The sequence below is a fragment of the Candidatus Eisenbacteria bacterium genome, from assembly GCA_018831195.1.
Lineage (GTDB): Bacteria > Eisenbacteria > RBG-16-71-46 > CAIMUX01 > JAHJDP01 > JAHJDP01.
Window position 1 is genome coordinate 117,543 of sequence record JAHJDP010000023.1, and the last position, 22,637, is coordinate 140,179.

16 protein-coding genes are annotated in these 22,637 nt (G+C 54.2%); 4 read left to right on the top strand and 12 right to left on the bottom strand.

Features of this window, described 5'->3' with window-relative positions:
- Positions 1 to 100: 100 nt before the first annotated feature.
- Positions 101 to 997: a DMT family transporter gene (locus KJ970_04075; GenBank protein ID MBU2690081.1), complete on the bottom strand. Its 897-nt coding sequence runs from the start codon at positions 995 to 997 to the stop codon at positions 101 to 103.
- 66 nt (positions 998 to 1,063) lie between these two features.
- Here KJ970_04075 and KJ970_04080 point away from each other — a divergent pair, with 66 nt between their 5' ends.
- Positions 1,064 to 2,116 (top strand): GHMP kinase, encoded by a 1,053-nt coding sequence (locus tag KJ970_04080; GenBank protein MBU2690082.1) that lies wholly within the window; start codon positions 1,064 to 1,066, stop codon positions 2,114 to 2,116.
- Here the strand turns inward: KJ970_04080 and KJ970_04085 are convergent.
- Entirely contained in the window at positions 2,113 to 3,381 is a 1,269-nt protein-coding gene (locus tag KJ970_04085) for an OmpA family protein (GenBank protein MBU2690083.1), read from the bottom strand. The genes KJ970_04080 and KJ970_04085 overlap by 4 nt on opposite strands.
- 198 nt (positions 3,382 to 3,579) lie before the next feature.
- On the opposite strand from KJ970_04085, the gene KJ970_04090 reads away from it, so the two are divergent.
- Positions 3,580 to 5,292, top strand: coding sequence for a T9SS type A sorting domain-containing protein (locus tag KJ970_04090; GenBank protein ID MBU2690084.1), 1,713 nt, complete (start codon positions 3,580 to 3,582; stop codon positions 5,290 to 5,292).
- Between the two features lie 64 nt (positions 5,293 to 5,356).
- Here KJ970_04090 and KJ970_04095 read toward each other — a convergent pair whose 3' ends face one another.
- Positions 5,357 to 8,926: a T9SS type A sorting domain-containing protein gene (locus KJ970_04095; GenBank protein MBU2690085.1), complete on the bottom strand. Its 3,570-nt coding sequence runs from the start codon at positions 8,924 to 8,926 to the stop codon at positions 5,357 to 5,359.
- 273 nt (positions 8,927 to 9,199) lie between these two features.
- On the opposite strand from KJ970_04095, the gene KJ970_04100 reads away from it, so the two are divergent.
- Positions 9,200 to 10,705: a 6-phosphofructokinase gene (locus tag KJ970_04100; GenBank protein MBU2690086.1), complete on the top strand. Its 1,506-nt coding sequence runs from the start codon at positions 9,200 to 9,202 to the stop codon at positions 10,703 to 10,705.
- A 12-nt stretch (positions 10,706 to 10,717) separates the two neighbouring features.
- On the opposite strand, the gene KJ970_04105 is transcribed toward KJ970_04100, so the two are convergent.
- A complete protein-coding gene (locus KJ970_04105) occupies positions 10,718 to 10,909 on the bottom strand; it encodes a hypothetical protein (protein MBU2690087.1) in 192 nt (63 codons plus the stop codon).
- Between the two features lie 502 nt (positions 10,910 to 11,411).
- Positions 11,412 to 13,292 (bottom strand): thioredoxin family protein, encoded by a 1,881-nt coding sequence (locus KJ970_04110; protein MBU2690088.1) that lies wholly within the window; start codon positions 13,290 to 13,292, stop codon positions 11,412 to 11,414.
- A 395-nt stretch (positions 13,293 to 13,687) separates the two neighbouring features.
- On the opposite strand from KJ970_04110, the gene KJ970_04115 reads away from it, so the two are divergent.
- Positions 13,688 to 14,836, top strand: a complete 1,149-nt coding sequence (locus KJ970_04115; protein ID MBU2690089.1) for a hypothetical protein — start codon at positions 13,688 to 13,690, stop codon at positions 14,834 to 14,836.
- A 27-nt stretch (positions 14,837 to 14,863) separates the two neighbouring features.
- Here KJ970_04115 and KJ970_04120 read toward each other — a convergent pair whose 3' ends face one another.
- From KJ970_04120 to KJ970_04150, 7 genes are all read right to left on the bottom strand, one after another.
- Entirely contained in the window at positions 14,864 to 16,552 is a 1,689-nt protein-coding gene (locus KJ970_04120) for a hypothetical protein (protein ID MBU2690090.1), read from the bottom strand.
- Positions 16,553 to 17,480: 928 nt separating this feature from the next.
- Complete coding sequence (locus KJ970_04125; protein MBU2690091.1) at positions 17,481 to 18,602, bottom strand: carbohydrate porin; 1,122 nt, start codon at positions 18,600 to 18,602, stop codon at positions 17,481 to 17,483.
- Between the two features lie 136 nt (positions 18,603 to 18,738).
- Positions 18,739 to 19,005, bottom strand: a complete 267-nt coding sequence (locus tag KJ970_04130; GenBank protein ID MBU2690092.1) for a hypothetical protein — start codon at positions 19,003 to 19,005, stop codon at positions 18,739 to 18,741.
- Entirely contained in the window at positions 19,002 to 19,187 is a 186-nt protein-coding gene (locus KJ970_04135) for a hypothetical protein (protein MBU2690093.1), read from the bottom strand. The genes KJ970_04130 and KJ970_04135 overlap by 4 nt, the downstream gene beginning before the upstream one ends.
- A gap of 11 nt (positions 19,188 to 19,198) precedes the next feature.
- Positions 19,199 to 21,487 (bottom strand): ferrous iron transport protein B, encoded by a 2,289-nt coding sequence (gene feoB, locus KJ970_04140; protein ID MBU2690094.1) that lies wholly within the window; start codon positions 21,485 to 21,487, stop codon positions 19,199 to 19,201.
- A gap of 39 nt (positions 21,488 to 21,526) precedes the next feature.
- Positions 21,527 to 21,742, bottom strand: coding sequence for a ferrous iron transport protein A (locus KJ970_04145; GenBank protein ID MBU2690095.1), 216 nt, complete (start codon positions 21,740 to 21,742; stop codon positions 21,527 to 21,529).
- Between the two features lie 33 nt (positions 21,743 to 21,775).
- Complete coding sequence (locus tag KJ970_04150; GenBank protein MBU2690096.1) at positions 21,776 to 22,534, bottom strand: DtxR family transcriptional regulator; 759 nt, start codon at positions 22,532 to 22,534, stop codon at positions 21,776 to 21,778.
- Between the last annotated feature and the right edge of the window lie 103 nt (positions 22,535 to 22,637).

A 22,637-nucleotide genomic window follows, 5' to 3' on the forward strand; every position in this document is an offset into this window, starting at 1 on the left:
GTGAAACGGCCTTGTTATCTTTTCGCTGTCCCGTTGCTGGATTTTCACTGAATTCCCGGGGTGCGTCAACCAAGCGCCCGGAAACAGCTTTCAAAAGACCTTATCCGAACGTCACCAAGGCAACACCCCCCAGCCCCAGGGCGAGGCCCAGAAGACGCTTCCACGTCACCGGTTCCTTGAGCAGCAGCGCCGCGAGAAGAAAGGTCCAGATCGTCGACGTCTGGTTCAGAACCGATGCGTTTGAAACCTGTGTGTATTTCATCCCGCCGAGCCAAAGAATGAGCGAGATATAATTTCCGATAAAGGAACCGGGGATCATCACCGGCCAAACCCGAACATTCCGCAGCGAGGCGATCGCCTGCCGCCGCCGTGGAAGCAGCGGGAGAAGTAGAAGTCCGACCACGGATCCGCCGAGAAGCCGCCACCAGTTCACCCAGATAAGGGAGTGGCCGCTGAGAAGCGGCTTGACCATGACGACTGAAATCGCCGTGAAGATCATGGCTGAGATGCCGAACACCGTGCCGATGACCAGCGTCCGGCGCGAGAGCTCATTCTTCCTGCCACCCATCTTCGAGACAAAAAGAACGGCGCTTAAAATTAAAACAACACCGGCGAACTGGACCAGGGTCAGCCGCTCATCCAAAAAGAGAATGCTGAAAAGTATGATCGAAGGACTGTATGACGTTGTAATAATCGACTGCAGCCCGGCGCCGACGCGATTCAATGTCATAAAGAAAAAGGTGTCCGCCAGTCCGATCCCGATCCCGCCGCTGATGAGAAAGATCAAGTATTCCCGCCTCGGAAGGGGGGGAAGGAAATCCGCCCCCATGACGACCAGGGTCAGCGTGAAGAGGATCAATGAGAAGAGCGTTTTAAAAATATTCAGAGCCAGCGCCGGAACCGTCTCCCCCGTTTTGCGGAAAAGAATAACCGCGAACGACCAGCTGAGCGCCGCGGCCAAAGCCATGATTTCACCGCTATAGGGGATTTTCTCCATAATCGTTCCGATCTATAGTGGATCATATCTCATTTGCGGCCCCGTAACACGCCGAAGGGAGGTTCCTTGCAACAAACGCAGCTCTTTGTCCCCGGGCGGGTTTGCCTCTTCGGCGAGCATAGCGATTGGGCCGGGGCCTACCGCGTCCAGAACCCCAGCCTGGGTATCGGCCGGGCGATCCTGACCGGCACCGATCAGGGTCTCTACGCCGATATCGAGAAGCACCCGGACCGGCTCATTTTTCACAGCCGGATGGGGGCAAAGGCCGATCCGCTCTCAATCGAGTGGCCCCTGGAGCCGGAACGTCTCCTCGCGATCGCCGAGGCCGGCGGCCTCTTCAGCTATGTCGCCGGGACCGCTTATCAGGTTTTGAGTCGATTCAAGACGGGCGGCCTGGTCATCAATAATGTTAAAACCGATCTGCCGGTGAAGAAGGGGCTCTCTTCCAGCGCCGCCGTCAGCGTGCTGGTGGCGCGGTCCTTTAATCAGTTGTACGACTTGGGATTATCCGTCCGCGAGGAAATGGAATTGGCCTACCAGGGTGAGATCACTACCCCGTCCCGGTGCGGCCGGCTGGATCAGGGATGCGCTTTCGGCGGCAAACCCATCCTCATGACCTTTGATGGGGATGACCTCGGCGTTGATCCGCTGCCGGTCGGCGATGATCTGCACCTTATCATTGCGGATCTTGCGGCGGCGAAGGATACGAAGCTGATTCTCAGCTCATTGAACGCCTGTTATCCGCGGGCCGCCTCTTGGCTTGCACAAAAGGCACAGGATTATCTCGGCGAGATCAACGCGCAGATTGTAAAAGAAGCCGCCGCGGCTCTCGCGGCCGGAGACGCCGGGTGGGTCGGCCGGCTGATGACAAGCGCGCAGGCGGCATTCGATGAGCACCTGGCGCCGGTCTGCCCATCACAGCTAAAGGCGCCCGTTTTACATAACGTCTTGAACTATAAGCCTCTGCAATCACTCATTCTTGGTGGAAAAGGCGTGGGCTCGCAGGGAGACGGCGCCGCGCAATTCATTACCGCCGACGCCGGCAAACGCGCGGCGGCGATGGAATTGATAAAGCGCGAGCTTGGAATGGACTGCCTGGAGCTTACCATCAGGAATTAAGGCGCATCCTGAATCACCAGGTCGACACGCCGGTTCTGTTGCCGCCCCTCATCGGTGCCGTTATCGGCGATGGGACGGCTCTCTCCGTAGCCATCCCAGGCCATGCGCTCCGAGGCTACATCCTGTGAGATAAGGAACTCATAGACAGCCTTCGCGCGGCGTTTTGAGAGATCGAGATTGTATTCATCCGTTCCAATGCTATCGGTATGGCCTTCGATCAGGATTCCCATTTCAGCGAATTGATTAAGAATCGTCGAAATCTTCACCAGGTTGAACTCGACGTCGCGTTTCAACGTCGCCTTATCAAAATCGAAGAGAATATCGGCCAGGCTGACGATGGTTCCGCGCGCATCGCGGCGGATGCTGGCGTACTTCCCCTCTAATTGGCTCAGGGCGGCAAAGAGCTCATTCTGGCGGTCCGCCGCCTCGGCCCGGATTTGATCGAGCTGATCCCGAAGATCGTTTTGCAGACCCCTTTCCAGTTGGAGTGTCGCCTGGAGGGCTTTCTCCTGGCCGGCGCTATACATGGCCGCAAGCTCAGCCGCGTGGAAGCAGGCCTGCTCGGCCTCATGGCGGCGAACCCGGCATTCCAACGATTGAAGAACACGGTTGGCGATATAGGTATTAAGCTCAATCATTTCGGGTTTAATATCTTTGCCAAGTGTCTTGGAAAAATGCCGTTCAAAATTCGTTTCCAGATCGGCCATGGCGATCCGGCGATCGATCGCCGCCTGGCGCCAGGATTCGAACTGAGCCGCGAGATCGCTCTCGCCCTTGAATTGCAGCTCATTCAAGGTCGTGGCGGGGAATACCGGCTTTATCTCTTCATTTTTCTTTTCCAAAGCGGGGGTGCGTTCCGCGACCGGCATCTTCACGCCGACAAAGTCCTCGGTCTTCTCCAATTCGATGACCGCTTCCTCCCAACGCTTCCGCGCCAGCTCCACTTGAAGTAGGCAGGTTTCCGCATCGGACCCGGCGCTGTTCAGATTTTTCAGATCCAGCGCGACCTGGGCATCAGCCAGGGCCTTCTGCATGATGGGGAAGGCGAGTTTGTTTTTCCCATTGTTCACAAAGTTACTTGCCGCCGTTCGTTTCTCCCGGCCGGCCTCCAGAAAAGCCGCTGCATTCGATTCGGCACCCAGCGTCTGAAGCTCTTTCTCATAACGGTCGAAGTCTTTAATTAGGGGCTCCACCGCGATTTTTGAGCCGGCGCACCCCCCCAGCAAAAGCGCTAGGAACAAAATCCCAATCCATGAACTTTTCATATTCCCTCCACGGTTCTTAATGACGCATTGAATTCAATCTTATAGAACCTAGCCGATAGTGCAAGCGTGCTCTTGATACCAGTGGCCGAGCCTGATGTTTCCTTGTATTTTCCAATAGTATCGGATATAGTTCCCCTGAAATGCCCATCAGCTCAAGGGACAACGTTGACTTTGGCGCTCACTTCCTCAAGTGGAGGCATGATGAAAATCAAACAAATAGTTATTCTGGTTGGAGTTCTTTTGGGATTCACTTTTGCCGCATCGGTCATGGCAGATGAGGTCTATCTCCATGCGAATTTCGATGACAAGCCGCTCAACACAACAATCGGAACCGGTGGCCCCACCGCCGGCGAGCCGGTCTATTTAAATCCATACATATTGGCAAGGGTTCGTAACAATGCGATGCCGACACCCTGCTTGGAGCTGACAGATAATGACAATTACTCGGCAGGGCTTGCTCGCTTCGAGTTTCTTGACGGCCAGGAGGTTACGTCAGGGCATTGCATTGTCGCGGCCAACCTCTGGTTTGATGAATTCGATCTATTCTATTTCCACATTCGTGAACAGGGAACATCAACCCATGCATTTTGCGATCTTGATTTCAATTCGGCGGGAGAGATCTGGTACGACACGGCCGGCGGCAGTTATGGGCTTATCGGATCCTACGTCACCAATAGATACTATTCCGTCTGGATCGATTTCGATATGGATGCGGGAACCTTTAATCTATGGTTTGATTTTTCCCTTTTGTTGTACAACAAGTCTTTTGGCTCTACGATACACGGCGTCGGCGCCATTCTTGCCGGCACAACAAACGATGCGAATACCGGAGACAGTTTCTATATCGACGACATTTATGTCGCCGATCATTATGCTCCTTATCTTTTCCTTCAAGCCAACTTTAACAACAAGACAATTAATGCGCCGATCGGCACAAGCGGCTTTGAATTCGGGGAGCCGATGAATGTTGATCCTGTTATTACGGCTATCGTTCGCAACGGTCCGCACCCAACGCCGACCCTGGAACTCCAAGACATCGATGATTATTCCGCGGGTTACGCCAGATTCGAATTCTTAAAGGATGCCGAAGTCATTGGAGGCGATCTCTATATCCTGGCGCACCTCTGGTTTGATGTACTCGATGACTATACAATGGTACTTCGCGAAAATCAGGGAGGCGCCGCGGAATCCTTCTTGACCCTCCGCTTCGGCAGCTCCGGCAATATCGTCTGCGCAGATGAAGGCGGCACCGTCGGTTACTTCGGCCCTTACCAAACCGGCCGCAATTATGAGATCCTCGCCGTCTATGATCTGGATCTCGGCACCTATGATATTTTCTGGGATGGTGAACTCGTGATCAATGATGAACCGCATGACGTCGTTCAAGCCGGGATTGGAAGTGTCGCATTCGGGTGCATGAATGACGACGATTACATAGGCCGTTTTTATGTCGATAACATCTTTGTCTGGCAGGTTCCCACGCCGACCATGGCGGTCTGCTGCATGGATACCGATTGCGGTGTGATGATTCCGATGGACTGCGCCTACAATGCCGGCGCGTTTCATCCGGAGTGGACCAGCTGCACACCCAATTTCTGCAATCCCGCGGCCGTCGACGAAACCCTATCTCCCCATGTGACCCTGCTGCTGCCGCCGGCGCCCAATCCTTTCACCCGCTCGACAACCCTTCAATATCAGCTCGCCGGACCCGGTCCCGTTCGTATCGAGATTTACGACGCCGCCGGGCGGCTGGTTCGAAGCCTGCTTAATGGATATCAGGAAAGCGGGCAAAGCCGTGTGGAATGGGACGGATGCAATGCATCGGGCGCGCGCGTCGGGCCCGGGGTTTACTTCGGACGTCTGCTGACAGGGAATGACGCTGTCTCCCAGCGGATGATCGTATTGAAGTAATCGAGGTCAATGAAAGGGGCGGCCCGAAAGCCGCCCCTGCGGACCCCCATTTAAATCGTCCGACTTAGTGAACAATCGCCATCTGGCGGATCTGTGTAAATCCCGGCGCCTGCATCCGTAGGAAGTAGATCCCCGAACCCGCCGCATGGCCGGCATTGGTTCTACCGTCCCAATTCAGCTGATGTTCGCCTGGATCCACAGCCCCATGAATCAATGTACGGATCAATCGGCCGGAAATGTCATAGACACTGAGATCCATGACGGTTTGCGCCGGAACAGCATACCGGATCTGAGCCTTGCCGTTTGACGGGTTAGGACTAATATCACCCATGCGGAACGACAGTCGGATCGGCGCCTCGCCGACATCACTCGAAGATTCGGTGACGGTCAAGACGATATTATCGATCAAGGCCTCAACCAGCGAACCGGAGCCCTCATCAGAGGCTACAAACCGAATCTGAACAGCATCCGACAATGTGATGAAGCTTCCCAGATCGAAGGACCGGGCGGCCCAATCGTCAATACTCGTCATCGTGTGCTCGAGATCGACCCAATCGGTGCCGTTCGCCGTCACCTGCACATCCCAGTAATCCTGGTTGGGATTGTTGCCGAGATCATTCGTGTACCAGACCACGTACTCGAACGTCGCGGCGGCGACATGCGCCAGGTCAAAGACCGGTGTGAGCAGAGTCGTTTTGCCGCCGTCGACATCCGCTTCCCCGGCCGCGCCACCGACGGAACCATTGCCGGTGACGAAGCAGATCGTTCCCGGATTGGAGTAATCGTCTTCGGGCTGCGCCGTGTTGCCATTATAAACCGTACCGATGGGATCGGCTTGGATCCAAAGACCGGCCGATGCGTCGTCATCCGCGGCGCCGAGCGTCCATCCCATATCCATTTCACATTGATCGGAGAAGCCGCCGACATTAACGGGGACGTTGAAGGTGCCATAATAGCCATAGTCGGCCTGGACGGCGCAGAAGGCGTTCTGAACCGTTGGAATTGGACATCCCGGCAGGACCCTCAGCTCGAGAGGCGTCAGCTCGGCTTGACCTTCAGCGGGAATATTTGTACACGTTGCCGCGCCGCCGAGGGCCTCGATATACGGATTGATACCGGTGAGATTCACCGAGATGTCGCTCGCATCGGCATGCCCCTCGTTATAGAGGGTCAGCGTCACGGCAAACCCCTCACCCGGCGTGATCCAGCCCGATCCATTCCCCAGCGGCGGGTCGTCATTGACGACCTGCGCGAGATAGCGGATCATCGGCGCCATCACATTGATGTTAACCGCGCGCTCCCAATCACCCTCGTTCGAATGAACCATCAGCGTGAAATTGATGGAATGTTCATCGGGGGTATTTCCGGCAAGTGAGATCTGATACGGAGTGCTGTTTTCAGAGGTCCCGCCGGCCGGCACATCACCGAAGCTCTGGCTTCCCACGATAATATCGGCGTAATGATCCGTGGTGGTGAGCTCGCCCGTGACGTCGGTCGCATTCTCGACACCGGAGTTCCGTAGAGTGATCGTCAGATCGATCGTTTCGCCGGCGTCGCAGATGTGGTCGCCGTCGCCGCCCCCCGTGTCATCAATATTCATCCCGTCACAAATGACGAACGGACCGGAAGGAGGCAGCACTTCCACATCTTCGATGACGGGAATCTTGTTGCTCGCGGTGACGGTTAGGGTCAAGGTCATCGGCTCACCCGGCACCGGGTCCAATGAAATCGTCGCCATGCCCGAGCCGTCGGTGATCGCCGCGCCGTAGAGAACGCCGCCGGCATAGAGAGCGCAGGTCGCGCCCGCCACGCCCGGAACCGTCACGGCGTACTGGTCGAGCCCGATCATCATCGCGCCGTCATGAGATGCGGTCATCACCTCGGGCGTCTTGGTCCGGACCAGTACGGACGGATCGCCAAAGATCGTCCAGGTCAGGAACATATCCCCACCGTCGCTGGCGCCATAGACGTCCATCATCTCGCAGGAGCCGTTAAAGCAGATGCCGCCCATCCGGAACATCTCATTATTAACGAGAAGATCGATGGCCGCGTCCTGGCCCCGCATCGGCGGGTTCCATGACTGATTGATCGTCGACATATATGTGGCGATGGCGCCGGTCGGCGTTCCGCCGTTGGTCGCGCGCATCCAGGCTTCAGCAAAACAGGTCATGCCGGCAAAATCACCGTTGACACAGGCAACGCTAATGATAAAGGGAAGCATCCAATTATTGGTCAAGGCATTGACATGCGTGTTTGAAAAACCGGTCGATGACCAGGACGTTTCGGATCCATGACCGGTATAGTTGATGATGCTCCGGCCTTCATTGAGAGCGGCCGAAACCTGCGCGGCCGACCCTGTCGGATCGTAAATTTGATCAACATGGGAATATCCGTAATTTAGAAGTTTCCCGCGAATGACATCCATGTGCTGATTGTCATACTCGCCGTTATCTCCAGGACCCTGGTCGGAAGCGATACCTGTTCCTTTGTGATACCAATCGGCTCCGGCCATCGGTGTCTGCTCATACGCGATGGTGCGATCCACCTGGGTCTGAGCCTGTGCCGCTGTCTCAGCGGAGAAACGCCCGATGAAAATCTCGGGATAGCGGTCGCCTCCCGCCAGCAATGAATAGGTCGGATCCGATTCCCCGCCGGCGGCCGAGGGTGACGCAATTTGAGGTCCATCCCCTACCAGCAGAACATACCCCAGATCACTCCCCGGAGCGTCATAGAGATTCTGAATATAGTTGCGGATCGCCGTGTAAGTATTTCCGATAGTGGAAACATCAATGATCGTTGTCGCGATCCCCTGCTGATTCTTCCAATCGACAAAAGGCTGCATGGTCGCATGGAAGGCATCGTAGGTAATGATCAGCATCGACCCCATTTCCTGCACCGGCGTATAACGATCCCAACCATAGTTGAGGAAGTGGTGCTGATAGATCTCGGCAAAACCGCTGATCACTACATCCGGCGGCGCGTCGCGATCGATGGAGTTTGTGAGATCGATCCCATCGGCGACCAGCTCAATGGTCAAGTGATGAGCGACACGCAGGGTGCCGGCGGATCCGTTCAGCTGGAACGGCATCGCCCGGACCACCATCCCTCTATAATCGCGCAGAATGTATGGATCATCGGATCCTGCCGGCGATTCCGGATATAACTGGTTTGCAAAATAATCCGCATCGAACTCAAACGGAACGTCTTCTGGATTCACCGTCCGCATGAGATTTCCCTTGGAGGGAATCACCGGCATCCCGGAAAACTCCTCCGTTTCGATGCTGAGAACCCGGGCCACCATTCTCGCCTGATCGGGTATGATGACGGAACGGCATATGAACGGCAGTTCAGGCATGCCCGCAGCAAGACTGTTGCTCTCACCGGGCAGCGTGATCTGGTAATAAGTGGCGCCATTGATCTCCACCGGATCGGCGTAAAAGCCCGGTAATGTATAATCAATGACAATGCGATTGGCTGATGACTCGAGCAGCTGCACATCCACGCCGTCTCCCTCGAATCCATCCAAGGGAATCCATGCGCTGTTCGCTCCGCCCGCCACAACCAGCAGCAACAAAGCGGCGCTCAGCCATATGAGTCCTCTTCCAAATATACTTTGCGACAGCAAGGAATACATGATCCCCCTCCCCTAGGTTAGATTGAACACTTGCCGTAAACCGCTCGGTCCGCACCCGATATAACGATGAACGGCCAGGATGCAGCACACTAAGATAGTATCATAATAGATGGCCCCGGGGTAGGATATGATTTCAAATGATGACAATCGTAAGCATAAAAGCGGCCTTCGTAGAGTCTGATCACCCTAAGTTTGGATCTCGATTTCCCGTCCGATACCTCAGACAGGAGTCAAGTGCCCCTTTTCGGCAGACCGGGAACAAGGAGTTGAGGAATGAAGCATGCGCGGCGGCCCATCAGGACTGGAAAATCTTCAAGGACGGCAAAAGAGAAAAGAGCTCTGCCCCCCTCGAAAACAAGACCTTCCGCGAAGAAAAATGAACCGGCCAAGCAACCGGTCCGGCGAGCAACGCGAAAGAGCCCAACGCCCCTGCCGCCTGGTGTTTTCCCTCAGGGAACCATCGCCCAGCCTGTTCTCAAGGGGAATCATATCCAGCGGGTCGGGATCATCTTCGCCGGCGGTCCGGCGCCCGGCGCCAACGCCGTCATCAGTTCCGCCGCGATATCCTTTCTCGACACGGGCCGGGAAGTGATCGGATTTCAGGACGGATACCGCCATCTGGAGCAGTATCATCCGGTCACCTACCGGCTCAAAAAGGGGATACACTACCGCAACTTCGCCGTTCAAGAGGTAACCGGTGTCCGGAACACACAAGGGATTCTCATCAAAACATCCCGCGCCAACCCCGGCTCGGAGATCCGCACGCCGCGCGACCTGTCGGATCCTAAGAGATCATTGAAGTTGCACAATTGTTATTCCGCTTTGGTTGACCTGGGTATCGACGGATTGATCTCCATCGGCGGCGATGACACATTGAAAACGGCCAATCTCCTGCACGAATTCCAGAAAAAACTGCCGAAGAATGCAAAACGGATCCAGGTCATTCATCTGCCGAAAACCATCGACAATGATTACAAGGGTATCGATTTTACATTCGGTTATTTTACAGCGGTCGACTTCCTCGCCAAAGAGGTTAAAAATCTGCGGGCCGACGCTGAGGCCAGCAACCGCTATTTCATCGCCCAGGCCATGGGACGCAAGGCCGGGTGGTTATCCTATGGCGTCGGAATCGCCGGTGAGGCGAATATGATCTTCAGTGTTGAGGATATCGATGAAAGTCTCTTATTAGACGATATCGTCCGGGACAAACACGGCAAGAAACGGAAAGAGAAGCGACTCCGAGTGGAAGGGATCGTCGACAAGATTGTCGACATGATGATCTGGCGGGAGGAGCGTGAGGGCAAATTATTCGGCACCGTCGTTCTGGCCGAGGGTTTGGCGGAGTTGCTTCCTGAAAAGTATATCGGTGACATCGATAAGGATGAGCATGGCCATATCTCCATCGGAAAAATCGATATGGGATATATTCTCGCCCATATGGTTGAGAAGGAATATACCCGGCGAACCGGGAGAAAACGCAAGGTCACCGGTCTTCAGATTGGATACGAAGCCCGCTGCGCCCTGCCGCATGCCTTCGATGTGATGCTTGGAAGCCAGTTGGGAATCGGCGCCTACCGGGCGCTGGTTGAGGAGAACCTCTCGGGATTTATGGTCAGCACATCGGGACAACTGGATCTGCACTATGTTCCCTTCCGCAATCTCGTCAATCCGAAAACACTGAAAACCGAGGTGAGATACTTGCGGCCGGGTTCCGATTTCCACCGCCTGGCGCGCTTTTTGGAATCGCGCACCGAGAGGGGAAAAATCAACGGCAACTAAACAGGCGTCGAGTTACTGATATTTTTTGAAATTGTACGTCTTCGCCACTTCGGCCTTCTTTTCATCCGGCAGAGAGTTAAAGAATTTCTTCCACCCAGGACACCAATTGATATGCCATCGCCAAATCCGGCCCAGAAACGATTCCGGGTTGCCGTCGTACTTGGCGCGCAGATGGCAGGAATCACATCCTCTATTTTCGGCCATGAATCGAACTCCCCGTTTAACCGCGGCTCACTGTATTGATCTCTATCCCTGGATAATGGATCCATCGAATCGATGCAACTGGAGAAATAGCAGGATCATGTACGGCGGGGTCCCCATCCATCTGATGTGGATCGAGACCCCGCGCGCCTCTGGCAGCCACACAACCGAAGACAACCATGGAAAGGAGAGACCTCTTGGGGGTGATGAACCAAATCGGCAAAATCCACCGGCCCCAGATGATGTCCCCCGCCCCTTTCTTTCGCAGGTTCCGTTCCAAACAGCCGCCATATAGGCAACCGGTTGCCGGCAATGGGGATACGAGAGGGGATCCCATTTCTGATCAAACGTCGGAGCCCCAAAAACCGTGCTTGCAAGGGCCAACCCTCCCACCCTGAGGGTGGTTCAGGTAACGTTATGCCACAAAAGGAATTAGCCTGGATATGGCGGATACAGACCCGGGCCGAGGCCGGCCCCGGATCTCCCGGTGGAAGGGCGATCGATTTTATTCAATCCCTCGCAGCAGCTCGAGCACATCTTCGGGCTCTTTGAACCCGGCGAATCGTATAATTTCCTCGCCGTCGGAATCCAGCAGGATGACGGTGGGGAGCCCGCGCACGCCATAATCCGTCTGCTTCTGCAGCTGCGCCGGTGTGCGATCAGTGAAATCGAGCTTCACCACGATAAATCGCTCCAGCTCCTCCATGACGGCGGGATCGATCCAGGTCTTTTCATCCAGTTCACGGCAGGCGCCGCACCAATCGGCATAGAAATCAATCAATACCGGCCGGCCTGATTCCATCGCCAAGATCAACCCTTCCTCATCCGACATGACCCAGTCGGGTTCGGCTTCGATTTGCGGGGTCGCCGCGCCGCCGCCGGCGCCGACGAGTTGCACATTCCCAGCTTGAAGCAGGCCGAGCAACAGGAGATAGATCCCCACAACAAATAGAATCATCCCCAGCCCCTTGCGGAACTGGGATCCCCATGAGGGAGACTCGGCCAATCGATGGAAGGCGCCGGTGAAGGTGGCGACAAAAATTGTGAAAGCGCCGACCAGCAGCTTGAAATTTGTATCGCCGATGAGAGGTTTTACATAATAGAGGCCCATGGCGATGAGCATGACGCCGAAAACATGCTTGACGGTTGCCATCCAAACACCCGATTTGGGCAAAGCATTGATCGCGCCGGCGAAGGTTCCAAGCAAGAGAAAGAGCATCCCCATACCGACAGCAAAGGTGAACATGAGCCAGAAACCGAGGAAGACATTCCCGGCCTTGGCGATCCATGTGAGGAGAACAATGACCACGGGTCCAACACAAGGGGATGCAACCAACCCGGTGACCATCCCCATGAGAATCGCTCCGAGAAAACCGCCGCGACGGGCGCCACCCTGGAGTCTTGTCTGCGCGGAGGATGAGAGGGCGATATCGAAGGCGCCGAGCATGCTGATTCCCATGATAAAGAGGACCGCCGCGACGAGAAGCAGCACCGGCGTTGATTGCATCGCCGAGCCGAAGAGCGCCCCCGTCTGCGCCGCCAGAACTCCGAGAATCGAATAGGTCAGCGCGATGCCCAGGACAAAGAAGAGGGAAAGGATAAAGCCGCTGAGCTTCCCTTTGCTCCGGCCGCCGATGAAGCTGATGGTGATGGGGATCATCGGATAGAGACAGGGTGTGAAACTCATCGCGACACCACCGAGGAAGATCAGCAGGAACGCGACCCAGGAACCCTGGGCGAGGGCTTTCTCCACCCGCCCGGCCAGGGAGCCGCTGTCGCCGCCCGCGTCATCGGCCGCCGCGTCGGCCGTTTGATCCTCCAGCGTGAGATCCAATAATGTCACCGCCGGATTGCTATTGAGAACGGCCGTCAACGCCGCCGGAAGAATCTCGATCGATAATTCAAATTCCCCGCCATCCGGAGGGAAGCACATGAAGATCGGTTCCTCGGCGCAGATTTGGTATTCGACCAGCACCTTTATCTTTTGCGATCCCGGGGCGAGATCAGCGCCGATCAACAACGGCGTTTTGAGAAGCAGCCGCCCTGTATAAACCGGATCGCCTTCATAAGACTGAGGCGGCGGATAAAGGATGAGCCCAAGATCGATTCCTTCAGGTTCTACAATTTGCGCGGAGAGGAATTCATTAACCTGAATATGGTGGCCGGCGGGAATGTCGAGAACAATTCCCAAAACACCTGAACCGCCCGCGGGAATCGCCGTATGTGAAGGATGAAGTGAAACGGCGACCTGTAAATTATCCTGCGCCTGAAGAGTTCCCAACAAAAGCGCCGGCAAAAAGAAAAGGCCAAGGGCCAAGAGGGTGCCTGCGGTGCGAGAGCGGCCCGGCGCCATTTTGTATCTCTTTGGAAATAAATGAGTTGACACGATAGACTCCTCCGCGGCCTCTCGGTGACTTCACCGGCGCTCTTTGTCGGTACGGCCCAAACTTGTTTTCCACAATGCTGATCATCAGAAGTTCCCATCATAGCTGAGAGAGTCCGGTAGTTCTAGATCGAGGAAATCCTCATTTGATTTCGGATGCTTCGGATTTCAGTTGACCCGGCCCGAATGGTGACGAGAATAGTGAAAACATCCTTTAACCGCGGCCCGCGAGCCCGGAAGGTCACGGCGTGATCCAAACGGTTCAAAACCAAGAAACCCATTCCCCGGCCGGGCGATTGGGCTCTTTTTTTTGTCCCGGCTCCCGGGTTACCGGTTCCCTCCGGCCATCCACAAAACCTTTAAGACGGCGTCTGTGAGCGCCGGAAGGAGAAAATGAGATGCCCCCATCCGGAGTCTTTAATCCCATAAACCCCTCTCCCGCGCCCTCCCCCGCCGGCATGATCCGCCGTCTGGGGCTGTCCGGCATCCAGTGGTCGGAAAGCGACGAGCCTTTCCCGACACATCATCGCGGGAGCGCCATCCCTCTAAAGAGAAAGATTCAGGTTCAGAGCATGGTTCTGCAAAAAGTGCGGGATCTCTTCTCCTGCGATGCCTGCCTGGAATCCCATCTCCCCAATCTCACCTCCGCCATCGGATCGAACGGAACCGCCGGTTCAATTGTAGAATTCAATGATGCGGGGGAGCCGGTTTTTTCCCGTCAGACCAGCTGGCCGCATCTTGATCAGCTTATCAACAACGGCCACTCCTCCGCCTATTGTGAACGTATCGAAGCCATGAACCATGGATGTCCGGCCGGCATACCGCCGGTTGAGGCTAAGCTTTTTGAAACAGTGCGATGCAATATGAGCCTGAACGAAATCTGCGATTTTCAGGAAACGCTCGTAAAGAATGTCGCGTCGACTTTAACGGCGGATGATGTTAACGGCGAAAACATGACGCGCCTGGATCGGATGATCCGCTCCAATCATCCCCGGATCACCTACCGTGACGCCGTCGGCATCCTGCGCCGGCGCGGTTTCTCCGTTGAGTTCGGTTATTATCTGGGCTCTAAATATGAAGGGGCGCTCCTGCATTATACCGGATATCTCCCGATACATATCACCCATTTCCCGGCCAATTTAAAGCCGTATAACACAAAACTCTGCAATGGGGACAAGAGCCTCACCGCAACATCGGAATATATCTTCCCGTTCGCCGGAAGGATCGCCGAGGGCGCAGAGTTGGAATCGGATCCGGCCATCCTCCGTGACCGTCTCTATAACGGTTCATTGTACAAGCAGATCATGAAGCAAATCGGGGAATGGCTGAACGGAGAGCCGCGGCTCGCCGGATCCCCCAACAAAACCAGCCTCGCGGATCGGTGGCAACGCAGCGCGCAGACTTCCGTTCAGGGGGATTTTGAAAAGTATATCTCCCTGCTGGAAACCAGGCCGCTCGAACGCGCCGGGGCCAGGCTTTGCGCCGGGCGGCTGCTTCAGTACATTATGGGATCGGATTCTGTGGCCGATGCGTTAGAGGTTTCATAATCGTCGAAACCATCGCTCTTGATTCTCTCAGCCGAACGGATTGAATCTCTTCTTTCTCTTCCAATCCTCCGGCCGGAAAACATCGATCGCCGTGACCCGGTTATCTTCAAAAAGGAATAGAATCCCTCGAACGGGATAACCAACCCATCTGTTCGGACCTTCATTGTGCATCGTATCCGGCAGGCCGAATTCATATTGAACTTCTTGAAAAGTGCTGCCGATCCCCGTGCCGGCCTCTGTGCGCCCGGCGAAAGCACCGTCACCGCCGATTTCGAATGCTTCGGCGTCCGGATCGACGATGTCACATTCCGGGCGCATGGCGGGAAAGAAAGCAACATCCTGCATGGAGTCAAAATGCCACCCTATGAGACAAAAGGGTTCCTTGGTTTCATAATCATGAAGGCCGAATTCCCTATGGACATCATCGGGCGTCATATCGAGTCTTAGACCGCCCAATCCCTCTCCGGGGAGGATCCCATGCACTGTTTGTCCGGTAAGCACCGTTGAATGTTCGGGAGATTCTTCATTGGTGCGCCATTCCATCACGGCGGCGAGCCTTCCGGGCTCGACCGGCATCCACATGACATCCAAACGCAGCGAGTCGCCGATCTCGATTGTCGCGGCGGCATGCGAGAGCGCAATTTCTTCAGGTACAGAGACCGCTTCCAGTTCCAGCCAGCCGTTTCCATAATTGTATAAGGTAAAGGCCCGGGGTTTGCCGATATGCAAAGCCGTCGTATTGAAATCCAAACTGTCCGGCCAGCCTTCCAATCGTGGGATACCGCGGCATTCGGCCTTTACTTCCACGCGGATCCGCGGCTGGAAAGGATCATTGGAGACGATCTCCAGATCTCCTACCCGGAATCCTTCCGTATCACAAGTGAGTTGCAGACGAAGCTCTTCGGAACGGCCGGGCGGCAAAATGACGATCCCGGGGATCGGTTCCAGCTCTTGAATCGGTTGAATGACGGATAACGTGCAGGCTGTCGCCGCGAGAGATGAATTTTCACACCTCACACTCCGCAGGGATTCAATTTCCGGAAAGACACGTCCGAAATCAATCAGGCCCGGTGTCACACGAAGCGACGCCCAAGGGCTCCACGCGACGGCGGCAATCGTGATGGCTCCTATCATCTCGTTTGAGGCGACGACCTGTATCTGTGTGGCGTAGGAATCCGCGACCGTGGTGACGAGACCGACAGCCAGTGCCTCCGGCAAAGGATCGGGGGATTCCCATACTTCAGGTTCAACACGGAAATGGGGATCGGTGACGAGAAAGCGGAGGGACCCTACCGTTGAGGCTCCGGAAAAGTGAACCGGTATTGTTAAGGTCGTATCGTTCCCGACCTGAAGGCGCTCGATCATCAGTGTATCGGTGTTGAAGGTGACGCTCATCTTATGGGATGGTCCGGAGGGATCTTCTGAGCAGGCCGCCATGACGAGGAGTATCAGCGCCCCTATGATTACGGGTTGGGCGACAATCCGGTCTCTCTTCACATGGCCTCCATCCGGCCCCCCAAGCGCCGGGGATCCGTCATTGATCGGGGAATAATGGGATTGTAGCCGGTAAAGGAAGCGGATTCCCACCCCATAATTAGTGGTGCCATCAGATCCTCTCCAAACGCCGTTGACTCCTCCAAAAAAGAGCTTATAATATTTAAGCTCGAATGGTGATTCCGCCATGACCTTTGAAATGGGGGTGTCATGAAACGGCATGCGCTGGTCGCCCTTTCCCTGATTCTTGGCCTGAGAGTCTCGCTGCCTTCCTATACAACGGCTGACGAGGCTTAAGCCCGCGGTCTTGGCTATAGTGAAGACACCTGGGTCGTTCCCGATCCGGACGATGATGTTTGCCCCGGGACGACATTGCAGCAAAACGATGATGGTTCTTTCGAGGATGGATCTACTTGGATATTTGGGGGTCCCGCTCCACCCATTGATTCTGGAGCCTGGGCCGAAAGCTATGACTCCGATTATGTCTGCGGTATTCAACTCATGCTGACTCAAGAAGATGTCTCCAGCGATTTTCGAATCGATGTTTATGTTTGGGACTCAGATCCGGAGGGGGATCCTCTTCCGGGACCCGCTCCGGGCAATGTTTTGATGTTGTACATCAAACGGTTTGCACTTTGCGGGATTTCGCCGCCTTTATCCTCTATATGTGGAGGCGGATGGGAATGGACCGGATGCAGGGCATTCTCGGACAAAGCTCCAGGAAGGTCTCGAAGGGGGACCTGGTTGGATACATGTCACGGATGTTCATGAAAACTGCAAAAATCTTGGAATCCGGGAGTTCTCAGGCATCGGGGATTGCCAGCCCACCCCGGCTCATAAAACAAACTGGGGAATGATCAAGGCGCTATACTAAATCCCCCCTCCACGCCGGCAGAGAGGGGATTGCTTTTCCTATTGTTCGCTACCGCAAATCGCTATCACATATTCGCCATCGCGTCGACATTGGCTTCCCAAAACTCGACGTTTGATCAATTCCTTTGAGATACTCCGAGTAATCATACATTCATGGCACCAGCATTGTGTGCAAAACGCAGGTTAAAATTACGATTTACACAGCATTCGTCAATTTCCCGTTAAGAAGAGGGCGGAAGATTTCGTTGGTAATCGTAACCGGCTGCAATGTCTTATGTTAAAAGAACAACTGTACCCTCATGCCAAGAGCCCAAACGTCATCATTCTCTCTGTCGCTATTGGGATTTTTCACCCGCTGGATATCGAGAGATAGGTTCAGTTGTTTGCTAACCTTGAAACGGTAATAGAGTTCCACGTGGTGCTCATCACCAGAATTGATGCCATTCATTTGATCGACATCTTTCCAATCATGCCCAATGATGGCCATCCCGCATGCCAAACCAAAAGCGTCTGCCTCCCGGCCGTAGAGTTTTCCGGAACATTGAAGCCCAGCACTCCAGGCATGCTCAACTTGTGAAACACTGCCGCGCTGCCATCCATACCGGACGAATTGCGCCATAACCTCGTTGATCTCCTGGTCGAACGACAGGCCAAACCCATAATTGTCTTCTTTAGTCTTGGCCGGGTCTTTCAGGCGTTCATGATCCTTGCCGTTGAACCAGCTATAAATTCGGAAATTACCCTGACTCTCCACGATCTTCGGCTTGAAATCCAGCTCCACTATGGAAAAGACATTCTCGAATACGTTATCCCAGTCCGCATCAGCGTCTGCAACCCCAACACCGATGTTCCAAAGATCGCAAAGTGAAACCCACAGCATCTCTCCGAAGCCATTGTCGTCAGGAAATTCCACGGCCGGGTTATTCACAAACCCGCTGGAGAGGAACTGATCGGTCCCGCAGTTGGCAACCTCATTGGCATCAAAGTCGGTTGTGAGATCGACCTTGCCTCCACGAAACCGCAAGCGCGCACCGAACCAGATATGCTCATACCATAACTCAGTGAGTCTACTATTCTGATCGTCATCCGCATCGTCGTTGAAGCCAGTTAGGGTGAGAATGTCGCCATCGATACCATCTCCTGCTCCGGTTTCAAATAGTGAGTAGAATTTTCCGTATTGTACAACCGGCAAGACTAACTCTAAATCGAATGACATAGAACCATCGGTCACATCCCCCTCCGGGCTCAGGCTGTCTTTCATACCGGATGAGGCTTGGAGTACCCCGGTTGCTCCAACCGCGATATCAATCTTCTCGGACCAATATGCCTGACCGAATGCTGGGCCAGCTGAAAGCAGGATCATCAATCCTCCGATCACTGATATTCCGGGTTTGCTCATGCTTTCTTACTCCTTTTGTAACTCGTGAACAAACAAAAAGGACGTGACGAACACGGCATTTCCTGCCGATATCATCACGCCCTCACTTCCCAGCTCCCAGCGCCGGGCCGTAGGACTTGTTTTCTATTCCCGAGGGTTAGGTGTTCTCCACCAATACCTCGATCAACCTCTTCCGTAGTGCTTCAAGTTGCTTGGACTTGAAGGCTTTCCTCGATTCCTCCAAAACCTCAACTGTCTTCAGAAGTGTTTCCGTGAGGCGTCGCTTATGAGGACAGCTCACGAGACGGAAATCCAGATCCGCTTCCTCACATCCTTCCTTCAATCCGTTAAGAAGGCACTCGTGCTCCTTGAGCCGCGCCTGGATATCCTCGATACTTTTAGACATCGCTTCGTAAGCAGTCATTTCCCGCCGCTCCGCCCTGGAAAAGCTCTACCGGAAGACTCGCGACAACTGTCAGAAAAAGGGCATCCGGTCCCACCGTTCTTACATTCTTCATTCTTGCCTGTAAAAATCCGAAAGAACGACATTCCCATGAGAACCAGCGCCACGCCGATAATTGTATAAACAACGATTGTCTCACCCATGGATTTATCTCCTAACCGAGCCCAAGGGATCTGCCGACCTGGAACACGATTGTAGTTATTACATAAGCCAGAGCGGTGAGTCCCCCTAGTTGAAATAGCGCCCACTTCCACGAGTTGCTTTCCCGTCTTGTGATTGCGATGGTTGCCATGCACGGCGCGCTGATAAGACAGAAGAGCATAATGCATAATCCAACCAATGGAGTGTAGGTGCTTTTGAGTCTGTCCCTGAGCGTTTCAGAATCCTCGTCCGTTTCACCTACGGAGTAGACGATCCCCATCTGGGCCACAAAGACCTCCTTGGCGGCAAATGCGCCGATGAGGGCAGTGCCTATTTTCCAGTCAAACCCCATGGGCTTGAGAAGCGGTTCCATGGCATGGCCGATGCGACCGGCTATACTATATTGTAAAGCCGCTCCGGCTTCGGCATGGTCAATGGTGGTAAGATGGCCGGCGAGTTCTTCATTATTCTCCGAGAAGTTAACCTGGATAGTTCGCCGCTCATTTTCGAAACGGGCTTTTTCCCCATCCGGCAAGGCGGGAAATGTTGTCATCGCCCACAAGAGTATTGAAATGCCAAGGATGACTGTTCCCGCCTTTTTAAGATAGAGCCAGCCACGTTCCCACATATGAATCAACAGACCTTTGATTGTGGGCACCCTGTACGGTGGCAACTCCATAACAAACGGAACCGATTCACCCTTCAATATTGTGCCGCGAAGAAGCTTCGCGCCAAGAATTGCCAGGGCGATTCCAATCATATAGATAATCCACAACATATGCGCGTGCCAGACCTGTGGGAAAAAAGCAGGGATTAGGAGCGCGTATATGGGCAAGCGTGCTCCGCAACTCATCAATGGCACCACCAGCATGGTGACAAGCCTATCGCGTCTGTTCTCCAACATTCGTGTCGCCATAATTGCCGGAACCGAGCAACCAAAACCGATCAACATGGGGATAAAGCTTTTTCCATGAAGGCCGATTTTATGCATCAAGCGATCCATTATGAACGCCGTGCGCGCCATGTAACCGGAATCTTCAAGGACCGCGATGGCCAAGAACAGCAGTAGAATATTGGGTAGAAACACGATAACGCCGCCAACACCGCCGATGATGCCATCCACCAGGAGAGACTTCAGTAAACTCTCTGAACCGTTCGGCCACCAACCTTCGACGGCCCCGCCTAACCAGCCGAAAAGCCCCTCAATCCATCCCATGGGGGGACCTCCCAGGGTGAAGGTTAAGTGAAAAACGAGATACATTAATCCAAGGAAAACCGGGATGCCAAAAAGGCGGTTCGTGACGATAGAATCTATCCTGTCCGAGAACATGTGGCGGATCTCAATGGTGGAACGGACCGCTTCCTGGCAAGCGCCGGAGATAAATCCGTACCTGGCTCCAGCAATCACGGTTTCGGAGGATTCACCGAGTACCTTCTCAATGTGGGCCGCACTTTTATCGACTTGCTCGTTGACTTCAGAGGATGCAACCTGGGCTCGTAGCTCCTTGTCGTTTTCAAGTAGTTTTAGGGCCAACCATTGTGTATCGTACGCCCCGGTGACCGAACCATTTGTTTGAATCAGGGATTCTATTTTCGCAACCTCTTCTCCGATCTCCCGTCCATAGTTCATGACCGGCATCCTATGATGAGGCCCTCGAATGCGCACATTGTGGGCATTGGAAAAATTGAAGGAATTGGAGAGAAAAGAGCCAGCTGATGACCCTTCCTCTTTGCGGTTTGCATTCGGCCCAGCCTCAGTTGCAGTTAATGTGATAGCGTCAAGAAGTTCTTCCGTCCCTACACCCTTGTTCCCGACCATCTGTACGATACGGGCTCCGAAGAACTGTGAGAATTTATCAATGTCGAACTCGTATCCCCGGGCTTTGGCCATGTCACTCATGTTGAAAGCCAGCACGAGAGGTATGTCGAGTTCCATGAGCTGAACCGCGAGATATAGATTCCTCTCGAGGTTCGAGGTGTCGAGGATATCAACGACGACATCCGGCTTTTCGTTGATGATGAAGTTTCTGGCAATCAGTTCCTCGGCAGAGTAGGCGGTCAGACTGTATGTCCCGGGCAGATCTACAATTTGTAGTTCGATATGGCCGTGACGGCGGGACCCTTCCTTGCGCTCCACCGTCACACCAGGATAATTCCCGACATGCTGGCGTGCGCCGGTCAAGCCGTTGAAAATGGTGGTCTTCCCGGAGTTCGGATTGCCCGCAAGGGCGACGACTATCCTGGGCTTCATGGTCTTCTCCCTTCCTCCTGCCCCTTTAGCGGCAAGCGTCTTCGGTACCACGCAAATATTTAGGCACGCCGAAACTATATAATAATAAAATTACTCGACCATGATCTTCTGAGCCATTCCGCGGCCCAGCATTATGCGACCGCCCTTCACCTCTATAAGAAATGGTCCCTGTATTGAATTTCGGAGAACTTTAATCTCCGCGCCTGGGATCAGGCCCATGGCAGTCAACCTGCCCTGGAGCCCATAGCCCGCCTCCACGGAAACGAGCCGCACCCGCCTACCTGCTTGTACAATGGTCAACGGCATTACCGGCACCTCTCAATCGGATTTGACGGCCACCTACAACTCTTCAATCTCGATCCCCTCGGCTTCGTCTTTCCGCAGAGAGAGATGATAGCCTTTTACTTTAATGTCAATAGGGTCGCCTAATGGGGCTACACGCTCCACTTCAACGACGGCCCCGGGAGTGACTCCCATCTCGACAATCCGCTTGTTCATTTCGCCTCGGATATTGATTTTCAGCACTTTGCCTTTATGGCCTGGTTTCAAGTCTTTCAACTTGGTTGTTGTCACCGCGTTTCGGCCACCTTTCTGTCTGCGTTGTTTTACTTCTTCAAGGGTCACTGAAATACATTTTTCACAGTTCTCCATTTTATCGCCTTGATCGCATTGGTAACCGAATCCCTCGATCCACTTGGTGCCCCCGCGGGGACAAACCTCAACGAACTCAGCGAACTGGACAAACCGCTCCAGGATAACTTGTGGAATTGAATGCTCCATCAGGCAAGCTGCCTTGTCTGCATCTAGCTCCTCCACGGCAAGCACTTTGACGAAAAAATCACGAAGGACTTCATGGCGACGGACCACGTCTTTTGCGGCAGTCTCCCCGATGGGTGTCAGGGAAATCACATCATATGGGGCGTAGTTGATCAGTTGTCTATTGGCCAGGGAGCGGAGCGCACCCGTCACAGAGGAGTTGCTGACACTCAGCCGCTTGGCGATATCCTTAGGCCTCACCGCCTTTTTCTTCGCGATGATGTGAAAAATAGCCTCCAGATAGTCCTCCAAGCTGGCTGTCAACGTATCGGTCAATGTCATTCCCCGCCTCCTTGATTATCTGTTTTCGCCACACCTAATATTTTACGGTAAGCCGAAAGTTATATCAAACTATTTTTTCATAAAACTTTAACTCCTTCTATTC

Bases quoted from the DNA above. Each gene is read 5' to 3' on its own strand.
- KJ970_04130 (MBU2690092.1), bottom strand. From the start codon at position 19,005: ATGACTGCTTACGAAGCGATGTCTAAAAGTATCGAGGATATCCAGGCG.
- KJ970_04120 (MBU2690090.1), bottom strand. From the start codon at position 16,552: ATGCCGTTTCATGACACCCCCATTTCAAAGGTCATGGCGGAATCACCA.
- KJ970_04085 (MBU2690083.1), bottom strand. From the start codon at position 3,381: ATGAAAAGTTCATGGATTGGGATTTTGTTCCTAGCGCTTTTGCTGGGG.
- KJ970_04090 (MBU2690084.1), top strand. From the start codon at position 3,580: ATGATGAAAATCAAACAAATAGTTATTCTGGTTGGAGTTCTTTTGGGA.
- KJ970_04095 (MBU2690085.1), bottom strand. From the start codon at position 8,926: ATGTATTCCTTGCTGTCGCAAAGTATATTTGGAAGAGGACTCATATGG.
- KJ970_04100 (MBU2690086.1), top strand. From the start codon at position 9,200: ATGAAGCATGCGCGGCGGCCCATCAGGACTGGAAAATCTTCAAGGACG.
- KJ970_04145 (MBU2690095.1), bottom strand. From the start codon at position 21,742: ATGCCGTTGACCATTGTACAAGCAGGTAGGCGGGTGCGGCTCGTTTCC.
- KJ970_04075 (MBU2690081.1), bottom strand. From the start codon at position 997: ATGGAGAAAATCCCCTATAGCGGTGAAATCATGGCTTTGGCCGCGGCG.
- KJ970_04125 (MBU2690091.1), bottom strand. From the start codon at position 18,602: ATGAGCAAACCCGGAATATCAGTGATCGGAGGATTGATGATCCTGCTT.
- KJ970_04115 (MBU2690089.1), top strand. From the start codon at position 13,688: ATGCCCCCATCCGGAGTCTTTAATCCCATAAACCCCTCTCCCGCGCCC.
- KJ970_04150 (MBU2690096.1), bottom strand. From the start codon at position 22,534: ATGACATTGACCGATACGTTGACAGCCAGCTTGGAGGACTATCTGGAG.
- KJ970_04105 (MBU2690087.1), bottom strand. From the start codon at position 10,909: ATGGCCGAAAATAGAGGATGTGATTCCTGCCATCTGCGCGCCAAGTAC.
- KJ970_04135 (MBU2690093.1), bottom strand. From the start codon at position 19,187: ATGGGTGAGACAATCGTTGTTTATACAATTATCGGCGTGGCGCTGGTT.